The organism is Streptomyces marianii (assembly GCF_005795905.1).
Classification (GTDB): domain Bacteria; phylum Actinomycetota; class Actinomycetes; order Streptomycetales; family Streptomycetaceae; genus Streptomyces; species Streptomyces marianii.
In genome coordinates this window covers 3,405,720-3,417,222 of sequence record NZ_VAWE01000001.1, presented here as the reverse complement: position 1 = coordinate 3,417,222, position 11,503 = coordinate 3,405,720, and the positions used below count along the sequence as shown (strand labels likewise).

At 67.3% G+C, this 11,503-nt stretch carries 7 protein-coding genes; 5 read left to right on the top strand and 2 right to left on the bottom strand.

Going from position 1 to position 11,503, the window contains the following annotated elements; all coding sequences use genetic code 11:
* Positions 1–77: 77 nt before the first annotated feature.
* From FEF34_RS15260 to tuf, 5 genes are all read left to right on the top strand, one after another.
* Positions 78–3,992, top strand: coding sequence for a DNA-directed RNA polymerase subunit beta' (locus FEF34_RS15260; protein WP_138053677.1), 3,915 nt, complete (start codon positions 78–80; stop codon positions 3,990–3,992).
* A gap of 621 nt (positions 3,993–4,613) precedes the next feature.
* Positions 4,614–4,985: a 30S ribosomal protein S12 gene (rpsL, locus tag FEF34_RS15255; protein WP_003948652.1), complete on the top strand. Its 372-nt coding sequence runs from the start codon at positions 4,614–4,616 to the stop codon at positions 4,983–4,985.
* A 2-nt stretch (positions 4,986–4,987) separates the two neighbouring features.
* Complete coding sequence (gene rpsG, locus FEF34_RS15250; protein ID WP_006347241.1) at positions 4,988–5,458, top strand: 30S ribosomal protein S7; 471 nt, start codon at positions 4,988–4,990, stop codon at positions 5,456–5,458.
* Positions 5,459–5,498: 40 nt separating this feature from the next.
* The gene (fusA, locus tag FEF34_RS15245; RefSeq protein WP_138053676.1) at positions 5,499–7,625 is read left to right on the top strand and encodes an elongation factor G; all 2,127 of its coding nucleotides are present in this window, start codon (positions 5,499–5,501) and stop codon (positions 7,623–7,625) included.
* Positions 7,626–7,777: 152 nt separating this feature from the next.
* Positions 7,778–8,971 carry an elongation factor Tu gene (gene tuf / locus FEF34_RS15240; RefSeq protein WP_138053675.1) on the top strand — a complete coding sequence of 398 codons (1,194 nt, stop codon included), beginning with the start codon at positions 7,778–7,780 and terminating at the stop codon, positions 8,969–8,971.
* A gap of 206 nt (positions 8,972–9,177) precedes the next feature.
* Here the strand turns inward: tuf and FEF34_RS15235 are convergent, their stop codons facing one another.
* Together FEF34_RS15235 and FEF34_RS15230 are read right to left on the bottom strand one after the other, a co-directional pair.
* Positions 9,178–9,879: a tpaF gene (locus tag FEF34_RS15235; RefSeq protein ID WP_234042409.1), complete on the bottom strand. Its 702-nt coding sequence runs from the start codon at positions 9,877–9,879 to the stop codon at positions 9,178–9,180.
* Positions 9,876–11,501 carry a tpaE gene (locus tag FEF34_RS15230; RefSeq protein WP_138053674.1) on the bottom strand — a complete coding sequence of 542 codons (1,626 nt, stop codon included), beginning with the start codon at positions 11,499–11,501 and terminating at the stop codon, positions 9,876–9,878. The genes FEF34_RS15235 and FEF34_RS15230 overlap by 4 nt, the downstream gene beginning before the upstream one ends.
* Between the last annotated feature and the right edge of the window lie 2 nt (positions 11,502–11,503).

Genomic DNA, 11,503 nt, shown 5'->3' with positions numbered 1-11,503 from the left:
CCTCACCCGGGGTGGCGGGTCCCGGGACCCCGTACAGACCATGATTGAGACACGACCCTGAGAGGGATTGACGCATAGTGCTCGACGTCAACTTCTTCGACGAGCTGCGGATCGGCCTGGCTACCGCTGACGACATCCGTCAGTGGTCCCACGGCGAGGTCAAGAAGCCGGAGACCATCAACTACCGCACGCTCAAGCCCGAGAAGGACGGACTCTTCTGCGAGAAGATCTTCGGTCCTACCCGGGACTGGGAGTGCTACTGCGGCAAGTACAAGCGCGTCCGCTTCAAGGGCATCATCTGTGAGCGCTGTGGCGTCGAGGTCACGCGCGCCAAGGTGCGCCGCGAGCGGATGGGCCACATCGAGCTGGCCGCTCCCGTCACCCACATCTGGTACTTCAAGGGCGTTCCGTCGCGGCTGGGCTACCTGCTCGACCTCGCCCCGAAGGACCTGGAGAAGGTCATCTACTTCGCCGCGTACATGATCACGTACGTGGACGAGGAGCGCCGCACGCGCGACCTGCCCTCGCTCGAGGCCCACATCTCCGTCGAGCGCCAGCAGGTCGAGAACCGCCGCGACGCCGACCTGGAGGCCCGCGCCAAGAAGCTCGAGGCCGACCTGGCCGAGCTCGAGGCCGAGGGCGCCAAGGCCGACGTGCGCCGCAAGGTGCGCGAGGGTGCCGAGCGTGAGATGAAGCAGCTGCGCGACCGCGCCCAGCGCGAGATCGACCGTCTCGACGAGGTGTGGAGCCGCTTCAAGAACCTCAAGGTCCAGGACCTCGAGGGCGACGAGCTGCTCTACCGCGAGCTGCGTGACCGCTTCGGCACGTACTTCGACGGTTCGATGGGTGCCGCGGCGCTGCAGAAGCGCCTGGAGTCCTTCGACCTGGAGGAGGAGGCCGAGCGCCTCCGCGAGATCATCCGTACCGGCAAGGGGCAGAAGAAGACCCGTGCGCTCAAGCGCCTCAAGGTCGTCTCCGCCTTCCTGCAGACCAGCAACAGCCCCAAGGGCATGGTGCTGGACTGCGTGCCGGTGATCCCGCCGGACCTGCGTCCGATGGTGCAGCTGGACGGTGGCCGCTTCGCGACCTCCGACCTGAACGACCTGTACCGCCGTGTGATCAACCGCAACAACCGACTGAAGCGTCTGCTCGACCTCGGTGCCCCCGAGATCATCGTGAACAACGAGAAGCGGATGCTGCAGGAGGCCGTCGACGCGCTGTTCGACAACGGCCGCCGCGGCCGCCCGGTCACCGGTCCGGGCAACCGCCCCCTGAAGTCCCTCAGCGACATGCTGAAGGGCAAGCAGGGCCGCTTCCGTCAGAACCTGCTCGGCAAGCGGGTCGACTACTCGGCGCGTTCCGTGATCGTCGTCGGCCCGCAGCTGAAGCTGCACCAGTGCGGTCTGCCCAAGGCCATGGCGCTGGAGCTCTTCAAGCCGTTCGTGATGAAGCGCCTGGTCGACCTGAACCACGCGCAGAACATCAAGTCGGCCAAGCGCATGGTCGAGCGCGGCCGCACCGTCGTGTACGACGTCCTCGAAGAGGTCATCGCCGAGCACCCGGTGCTGCTGAACCGTGCGCCCACGCTGCACCGCCTCGGCATCCAGGCCTTCGAGCCGCAGCTGGTCGAGGGCAAGGCCATCCAGATCCACCCGCTCGTCTGCACCGCGTTCAACGCGGACTTCGACGGTGACCAGATGGCCGTGCACCTGCCGCTGTCCGCGGAGGCGCAGGCCGAGGCCCGCATCCTGATGCTGTCCTCGAACAACATCCTGAAGCCGGCCGACGGCCGTCCGGTCACCATGCCGACCCAGGACATGGTGCTGGGCCTCTTCTTCCTCACCACGGACGAGCAGGAGCGCGAGGTGCGCGGCGAGGGCCGCGCGTTCAACTCCACCGCCGAGGCGATCATGGCGTTCGACGCCCGGGAGCTCTCGCTCCAGGCGAAGATCGACATCCGCTTCCCCATCGGCACCGTGCCGCCGCGCGGCTGGACCCCGCCGGTGGACGAGGACGGGGACGACGCCGTCGGGACCGGTCCCTGGCAGCAGGGCGACAGCTTCCGGCTGACGACCACCCTGGGCCGCGCGCTCTTCAACGAGCTGCTGCCCGAGGACTACCCGTTCGTGGACTACACGGTCGGCAAGAAGCAGCTCTCCGAGATCGTCAACGACCTCGCCGAGCGCTACCCGAAGGTCATCGTGGCGGCGACGCTCGACAACCTGAAGGCGGCCGGCTTCTACTGGGCGACCCGTTCCGGTGTCACCGTGGCCATCTCCGACGTCGTCGTTCCCGAGGCGAAGAAGGAGATCGTCGCGGGCTACGAGGCGCAGGACGAGAAGGTCCAGAAGCAGTACGAGCGCGGTCTGATCACCAAGGACGAGCGCACGCAGGAGCTCATCGCGATCTGGACCAAGGCGACCAACGAGGTCGCCGAGGCCATGAACGAGAACTTCCCGAAGACCAACCCCATCTTCATGATGGTCAACTCGGGTGCTCGCGGAAACATGATGCAGATGCGTCAGATCGCGGGTATGCGTGGTCTGGTGTCGAACGCCAAGAACGAGACGATCCCGCGTCCGATCAAGGCGTCCTTCCGCGAGGGTCTCTCCGTGCTGGAGTACTTCATCTCCACGCACGGTGCCCGTAAGGGTCTCGCCGACACCGCCCTGCGTACGGCCGACTCGGGTTACCTGACCCGTCGTCTGGTCGACGTCTCGCAGGACGTCATCATCCGCGAGGAGGACTGCGGCACCGACCGCGGTCTGAAGCTGCGGATCGCCGAGCGGGGCGCCGACGGCGTCCTGCGCAAGGCGGACGACGTCGAGACGTCGGTGTACGCGCGGATGCTCGCCGAGGACGTCGTGGTGGACGGCAAGGTCATCGCGCCGGCCAACGTCGACCTCGGTGACGTGCTGATCGACGCGCTCGTGGGCGCGGGTGTCGAGGAGGTCAAGACCCGCTCGGTCCTGACCTGCGAGTCCGCGGTCGGCACGTGCGCGTACTGCTACGGCCGTTCGCTCGCCACCGGCAAGCTGGTCGACATCGGTGAGGCGGTCGGCATCATCGCCGCCCAGTCCATCGGTGAGCCCGGTACCCAGCTGACGATGCGTACCTTCCACACCGGTGGTGTGGCCGGTGACGACATCACGCAGGGTCTGCCGCGTGTCGTCGAGCTCTTCGAGGCCCGTACCCCGAAGGGTGTCGCCCCGATCTCCGAGGTCGCCGGCATCGTCCGGGTCGAGGAGACCGAGAAGACCAAGAAGATCGTCATCACCCCGGACGACGGCAGCGACGAGGCGGCGTACCCGATCTCGAAGCGCGCCAAGCTCCTGGTGCGGGACGGCGACCACGTCGAGGTGGGCCAGAAGCTCACCTTCGGTGCCACCAACCCGCACGACGTGCTGCGGATCCTCGGCCAGCGCGCCGTCCAGGTCCACCTGGTCGGCGAGGTCCAGAAGGTCTACAACTCGCAGGGTGTGTCGATCCACGACAAGCACATCGAGATCATCATCCGGCAGATGCTGCGCCGCGTGACGATCATCGAGTCCGGCGACGCGGAGCTGCTGCCGGGCGAGCTGGTGGAGCGCTCGAAGTTCGAGCACGAGAACCGTCGCGTGGTCCAGGAAGGCGGCCACCCGGCCTCCGGCCGTCCGCAGCTGATGGGTATCACCAAGGCCTCGCTGGCGACCGAGTCGTGGCTGTCGGCGGCGTCCTTCCAGGAGACGACCAGGGTCCTGACCGACGCGGCGATCAACGCCAAGTCGGACTCCCTGATCGGCCTCAAGGAGAACGTCATCATCGGTAAGCTCATCCCGGCCGGTACGGGCCTCGCCCGCTACCGCAACATCCGGGTCGAGCCGACCGAGGAGGCCAAGGCCGCGATGTACTCGGCCGTCGGCTACGACGACATCGACTACTCGCCGTTCGGCACCGGCTCCGGCCAGGCCGTTCCGCTGGAGGACTACGACTACGGTCCGTACAACCAGTAAGGCGTACGTCTGACGCCAAGGGCGGTCACCCTCCGGGGTGGCCGCCCTTCGGCGTGTCCCGGGCGATGCCGGCGGGCCGGGCAACTGCCCCGTGCGACGGGGCGCCTGGGCGGGCGGCTCGGCTCGGGGCCCGCCGTGCAGCGTTCGGCGGGGGACTGGCGGTGCCGTCGGGTCCGATCGCCCTGCCCGGGGCCGCCCACGCGTCTCGGCACCCGCTTTCACGTGGTGGTTCTCCGCCGACGGACGGCTACGCAGGGTGCCCGCCCCGGCCCCGTGGGGAGCCGGGGTGGCGATCGATGGAGAGAAGTTCCGCGGGGCGCGGCACAATGGAATCGAGGGCGTCGGCGGCTCGGGTGGACATCTGGCGAAAGTCCGGAGTGTCGGGCGGGCTCCATTTGTTTTGACCGAAGTCGGTGAGGTAGGTACGCTCAGACCTTGTGCCTGGGGTGTGCCTGGGCTCATGTGCGTGTCCTCAGCCGCACAGCGAGCCAAGACCGGCCACCGTAATCTGCGCCTTTTCCGCCTTCGGCGGGGGTCCGCGGTATTCGACACACCCGACCGCGTGGGTCGGCGACGTTCCAGGTTAGCTTTACTACACGGCACACAGAAACCGGAGAAGTAGTGCCTACGATCCAGCAGCTGGTCCGGAAGGGCCGGCAGGACAAGGTCGAGAAGAACAAGACGCCCGCACTCGAGGGTTCCCCTCAGCGTCGCGGTGTCTGCACGCGTGTGTTCACGACCACCCCGAAGAAGCCGAACTCGGCCCTCCGTAAGGTCGCGCGTGTGCGTCTGACCTCGGGCATCGAGGTCACGGCCTACATTCCGGGTGAGGGACACAACCTGCAGGAGCACTCCATCGTGCTCGTGCGTGGTGGCCGTGTGAAGGACCTGCCGGGTGTTCGCTACAAGATCATCCGCGGTTCCCTCGACACCCAGGGTGTCAAGAACCGCAAGCAGGCCCGCAGCCGCTACGGCGCCAAGAAGGAGAAGTAAGAATGCCTCGTAAGGGCCCCGCCCCGAAGCGCCCGGTCATCATCGACCCGGTCTACGGTTCTCCTCTGGTGACCTCGCTGATCAACAAGATCCTGCTCAACGGCAAGCGTTCCACCGCCGAGCGCATCGTCTACGGCGCCATGGAAGGCCTCCGTGAGAAGACCGGCGCCGACCCGGTCATCACGCTGAAGCGCGCCCTCGAGAACGTCAAGCCGTCCCTCGAGGTCAAGTCCCGCCGTGTCGGTGGCGCCACCTACCAGGTGCCGATCGAGGTCAAGCCCGGTCGCGCCTCCACCCTCGCGCTGCGCTGGGTCGTCGGTTACTCCCGCGCCCGCCGTGAGAAGACCATGACCGAGCGCCTCATGAACGAGCTCCTGGACGCCTCGAACGGCCTCGGTGCTTCGGTCAAGAAGCGCGAGGACACGCACAAGATGGCCGAGTCCAACAAGGCCTTCGCGCACTACCGCTGGTAGTCGCAGACCCCATCGAGAACCGAGAGAAGACGAAAGCCTTATGGCTACCACTTCGCTTGACCTGGCCAAGGTCCGCAACATCGGGATCATGGCCCACATCGACGCGGGCAAGACGACCACCACCGAGCGCATCCTGTTCTACACCGGTGTTTCGTACAAGATCGGTGAGGTCCACGACGGCGCCGCCACGATGGACTGGATGGAGCAGGAGCAGGAGCGCGGCATCACGATCACGTCCGCCGCGACGACCTGTCACTGGCCGCTCGAGGACGTCGACCACACCATCAACATCATCGACACCCCGGGGCACGTCGACTTCACCGTCGAGGTGGAGCGCTCCCTGCGTGTGCTCGACGGTGCCGTGACGGTGTTCGACGGCGTGGCCGGTGTCGAGCCGCAGTCCGAGACCGTGTGGCGTCAGGCCGACCGCTACGGCGTTCCGCGCATCTGCTTCGTGAACAAGCTCGACCGCACCGGTGCCGAGTTCCACCGCTGTGTCGACATGATCAGCGACCGCCTGGGTGCGCAGCCGATCGTCATGCAGCTCCCGATCGGCGCCGAGGCCGACTTCAAGGGCGTCATCGACCTGGTCCGCATGAAGGCCCTGGTCTGGTCCGCCGAGGCCGCCAAGGGCGAGATGTACGACACCGTCGACATCCCGGACACCCACACCGAGGCTGCCGAGGAGTACCGCGGCAAGCTGCTCGAGGCCGTGGCCGAGAACGACGAGGAGATCATGGAGCTGTACCTCGAGGGCCAGGAGCCCTCCGAGGAGCAGCTGTACGCCGCGATCCGTCGTATCACCATCGCCTCCGGCAAGAGCAAGGGCACCACGGTCACCCCGGTGTTCTGCGGCACCGCGTTCAAGAACAAGGGCGTGCAGCCCCTGCTCGACGCGGTCGTCCGTTACCTGCCGTCGCCGCTCGACGTCGAGGCCATCGAGGGACACGACGTCAAGGACGCCGAGCAGGTCGTCCGCCGCAAGCCGTCCGACGACGAGCCGCTGTCGGCGCTGGCGTTCAAGATCATGAGCGACCCGCACCTCGGCAAGCTCACCTTCGTGCGCATCTACTCCGGCCGTCTGGAGTCCGGCACCGCGGTGCTGAACTCTGTGAAGGGCCGCAAGGAGCGCATCGGCAAGATCTACCGCATGCACGCCAACAAGCGTGAGGAGATCGAGTCGGTGGGCGCCGGCGACATCGTCGCCGTCATGGGCCTGAAGCAGACCACCACCGGTGAGACGCTCGCGGACGAGAAGAACCCGGTCATCCTGGAGTCCATGGACTTCCCGGCGCCGGTCATCGAGGTCGCGATCGAGCCCAAGTCCAAGGGCGACCAGGAGAAGCTGGGTGTTGCCATCCAGCGTCTCGCGGAGGAGGACCCCTCCTTCCAGGTGCACACCAACGAGGAGACCGGCCAGACCGTCATCGGCGGTATGGGCGAGCTTCACCTCGAGGTGCTCGTCGACCGCATGAAGCGCGAGTTCCGCGTCGAGGCCAACGTCGGCAAGCCGCAGGTCGCGTACCGCGAGACCATCCGTAAGTCGGTCGACCGCGTGGACTACACCCACAAGAAGCAGACCGGTGGTACCGGTCAGTTTGCCAAGGTGCAGATCGCGGTCGAGCCGATCGAGGGCGGCGACGCCGCTTACGAGTTCGTGAACAAGGTCACCGGTGGCCGCATCCCGAAGGAGTACATCCCTTCCGTGGACGCCGGCTGCCAGGAGGCGATGTCGTTCGGCATCCTCGCCGGCTACGAGATGACGGGCGTCCGCGTCACGCTTCTCGACGGTGCCTTCCACGAGGTCGACTCCTCCGAGCTCGCGTTCAAGATCGCCGGTTCGCAGGCCTTCAAGGAGGCCGCGCGCAAGGCGTCCCCGGTTCTCCTCGAGCCGATGATGGCCGTTGAGGTCACGTCGCCCGAGGACTACATGGGTGATGTCATCGGTGACATCAACTCCCGCCGTGGCCAGATCCAGGCCATGGAGGAGCGTGCCGGTGCCCGCGTCGTCAAGGGCCTGGTGCCGCTGTCGGAGATGTTCGGCTACGTCGGCGACCTCCGCAGCAAGACCTCGGGTCGCGCAAGCTACTCGATGCAGTTCGACTCCTACGCCGAGGTTCCGCGGAACGTCGCCGAGGAGATCATCGCGAAGGCCAAGGGCGAGTAACTCACCCGAGTACACGCTTTAGGCTTGACGCCGAACCGTCGGGGCGTTCCCCGCGAACCCGTGAGGCTCGTCCCGGCGGTCGGCACCACCAGCAAAGATCACCCTGGCGCCGATGAGTAAGGCGTACAGAACCACTCCACAGGAGGACCCCAGTGGCGAAGGCGAAGTTCGAGCGGACTAAGCCGCACGTCAACATCGGCACCATCGGTCACATCGACCACGGTAAGACGACCCTCACGGCCGCCATTACCAAGGTGCTGCACGACGCGTTCCCGGACCTGAACGAGGCCTCGGCGTTCGACCAGATCGACAAGGCTCCTGAGGAGCGCCAGCGCGGTATCACCATCTCCATCGCGCACGTCGAGTACCAGACCGAGTCGCGTCACTACGCCCACGTCGACTGCCCCGGTCACGCGGACTACATCAAGAACATGATCACGGGTGCCGCCCAGATGGACGGCGCCATCCTCGTGGTCGCCGCCACCGACGGCCCGATGCCGCAGACCAAGGAGCACGTGCTCCTGGCCCGCCAGGTCGGCGTTCCGTACATCGTCGTCGCCCTGAACAAGGCCGACATGGTGGACGACGAGGAGATCCTGGAGCTCGTCGAGCTCGAGGTGCGTGAGCTCCTCTCCGAGTACGAGTTCCCGGGCGACGACGTTCCGGTCGTCAAGGTCTCGGCGCTCAAGGCTCTCGAGGGCGACAAGGAGTGGGGCCAGTCGGTCCTGAACCTGATGGCCGCCGTCGACGAGGCGATCCCGCAGCCCGAGCGTGACATCGACAAGCCGTTCCTGATGCCGATCGAGGACGTCTTCACGATCACCGGTCGTGGCACCGTCGTCACCGGCCGTATCGAGCGTGGTGTCCTCAAGGTCAACGAGACCGTCGACATCGTCGGTATCAAGACCGAGAAGACGACCACCACGGTCACCGGCATCGAGATGTTCCGCAAGCTGCTCGACGAGGGCCAGGCCGGAGAGAACGTCGGTCTGCTCCTCCGCGGCATCAAGCGCGAGGACGTCGAGCGCGGCCAGGTCATCATCAAGCCCGGTTCGGTCACCCCGCACACCGAGTTCGAGGCCCAGGCCTACATCCTGTCGAAGGATGAGGGTGGTCGTCACACCCCGTTCTTCAACAACTACCGCCCGCAGTTCTACTTCCGTACCACGGACGTGACCGGCGTCGTGACCCTCCCCGAGGGCACCGAGATGGTCATGCCGGGCGACAACACCACCATGTCCGTCCAGCTGATCCAGCCGGTCGCCATGGAGGAGGGCCTGAAGTTCGCCATCCGCGAGGGTGGCCGGACCGTCGGCGCCGGCCAGGTCACCAAGATCACCAAGTAATCTCGCTTGTTCGATCGGGTTGACCCGGTTGCTCTGAACTAGAGCGCATCGCACCAAGCAGGGGCCCGTACGGCAGCACGTCGTACGGGCCCTTCGCCGTGCCCGCGCGCGGATGACGCCTCCGTGCGTACAACGACGGCCTGCGCAACCCATCGGTTGCGCAGGCCGTCGTCTACTGGCCCCGGTCTCGCCCTTGCTGAGTAAGGTCAGTTCCGTGGGGGACAGGCGTATGTGGTGGCCAGGAGGGAATGGCGGGACGCCCCGTCGCTGTGCACCAGACGATGCACGGAAGAGGGGATGAATCCGCCGAACAGCGTGCCGACGAGCCCCAGCGCCTGAATCCGGAGATTCAGGTCGTAGGTTGCCATCGCGACCCGACCCGCACTGACGCGGTACCCGTGGGACCCCGCCCAGGTGTCTGCCCGGTCCAGGTTGGCGTACACCGCGACGATCCCCGCCGCGGTGGAGAACTCGCGCTGGACGCCGAGGTTCTCGACCGGCCCGAGTGCGTCGAGTCCCGCCAGGTGCCAGCTGCCCTCGGCTGTCACGCGGTACAGCCCCGGCGCCGCGCCCTCGCTGCGGAAGGCGAAGACGAAGCCCTCCAGCGCGCCCGCCGCGGCGTCGAGCCCCCAGTCGTCGCGGTCCCTGAGCAGCGCCTCGGTCAGCAGAGACAGGATCACGCCGGTACGTACCGGCTGCGGCGCGTACTGGAGCGTGGAGCGCCGGCGCTGAAGCGTGTCCCGCAGATCGTGGACAGGTCGCAGGTCGTCGGCCTGCACAGCCGGTTCGACGGGCACGGCGTTCGGGAACGGGACCGGCCGGCGCTCCGCGGCCAGGCCGTCCGACGTGCTCTTCCGGGAGGTGAAGCCCTCCAGCACGGCCGTCATGGATGTCAGATCGCTTCTCACGCCGTACCTCCGAGGGTTGCCACGCCAGCGATGGGCTCATCGGCAGGTGATGTGCCGAGTACGAGGGCCAGCGCCTCGTCGTCCCAGTCCGAGTGCGGCGCGAAGCCGAGTCCCAGTTGCTGCGCGACCTCCCGGGCGGCGGCCAGGTTGCAGCCGGCGTCCAGGAAGACCAGGCGGAAGCCGAACGTGCCGTACTTGGTCATGACCTTCTTGAGATCGCCGGTGATGACGATCTCGCACGGCGCGTCACCCGGGGGCACCCGGCTGGAGATGGCCGCGAGCGTGTGACTGCCCTGGGCGTACGCGTAGATTCCCGGAGGCATGATCCGTTCGTCGCGCAGGACCACGTATGCGGTTGTGCACCCGATGTTCCCCGACGCCGCGGTCCATCGCTTCACGCGTTCCGTCGTGCTCTCCTCGTCCTTGACCCCGAAGGCGATCTTCAGCACCGTTCCCAGGGCGTCCAGGGAGAGCGGGACATCGCCGCGGGACGGATCGTGCCGCTCGGATTTCGCGAGGGCGGCGAGATCGAGGGCGGGAAGCGGTGTGTGCGGGCGGCTCGGCCAGTCTTTGAACTGCGACTGCAGGCGCAGATTGGCTGCGTAGTAGTGCGCCTGGTGGTCCTTCGGCGCGAGGAACGCACGCGGCGGCATCGCGACCGAGGCCTCGTAGACGGCGCCGGCGGGCGCTTGCGCGACAGGCCCCCGCGTGTAAGAGCACCGCGGGCATCCCGGGCGGATGGCGGCCGGGCGGTAGTCCGTGGAGAGGGTCGCGGTGTCCGTCACGGTGGAGTCGGCCGGAAGGTGCGAGATCGTGGCCCGTGCGAGCAGAGCGACGACGTGGTGCGCCGCGAGGCCGGCGACCAGGTCGTGCAGGTGCTCTGGCAGCTCGCCGGAGAACTCCGCCTCGCCGTGGCTGCCGCAGTCCAGGCAGGGAGTGATCGAGACGTCGACGTAGGGGCCGACGGTGATCGCCCGCGCGTCGGCGCGCACCCGCAGCAGCGGACGCCCGTCCTGTCGGCATCGTTCCTCGATGGCTGCCAGAAGAGGCGTCGACGAGGCCGTTTCGAAGAACACGGTGAGTTCGTCCGGGAGGTCCGACGGGCCGACCGGGGTTGTGACCGGCCGGCACACCTCCCGCAGCGACCGCCGGGCCGCGGTGACGAGGGCGGGGTCCCCCTCGAGGCGCACTGTACGGCGGGCCAGATGCGAGACGGCGTCCGCCCAGGACGGGTTCGCCCCCGTGGAGTTGCCCAGCCGGGACAGGAAGACGGCCCACTCCGGCGCCACGCTCGGCTTTTCGCCGGACGCGGCCTCCTCGATCGCCCCGGCCGTCCAGAGCAGGGCCAGGCACTTGTAGACCGTGTTCTCGTCGAACCCGACCTTGCTCGCCAACTCCGCGTGTCCGCGGGTGCCGTCGCACGCGTCGGTCAGGGGCACCAGCCCGTCCCGCGCGAACGCACCAGAGAACACCTGTGCCCGGTCCGCCCCGTCGAGCACGACGGAATCTCCGGCCCGTCGGAGTCGCACCCCGCGTCGAAGGATGGGCCGGACAGGCACCATCAACTGCATGTCCGTACGTGCGGCCTGCCCGATCTGCTCGGCCTTCATCTCGGCAACCATGA

What these genes read in the sequence shown, in the direction of transcription:
- fusA (WP_138053676.1), top strand. Translation starts at nt 5,499, where the DNA reads ATGGCTACCACTTCGCTTGACCTGGCCAAGGTCCGCAACATCGGGATC.
- FEF34_RS15230 (WP_138053674.1), bottom strand. Translation starts at nt 11,501, where the DNA reads ATGGTTGCCGAGATGAAGGCCGAGCAGATCGGGCAGGCCGCACGTACG.
- rpsG (WP_006347241.1), top strand. Translation starts at nt 4,988, where the DNA reads ATGCCTCGTAAGGGCCCCGCCCCGAAGCGCCCGGTCATCATCGACCCG.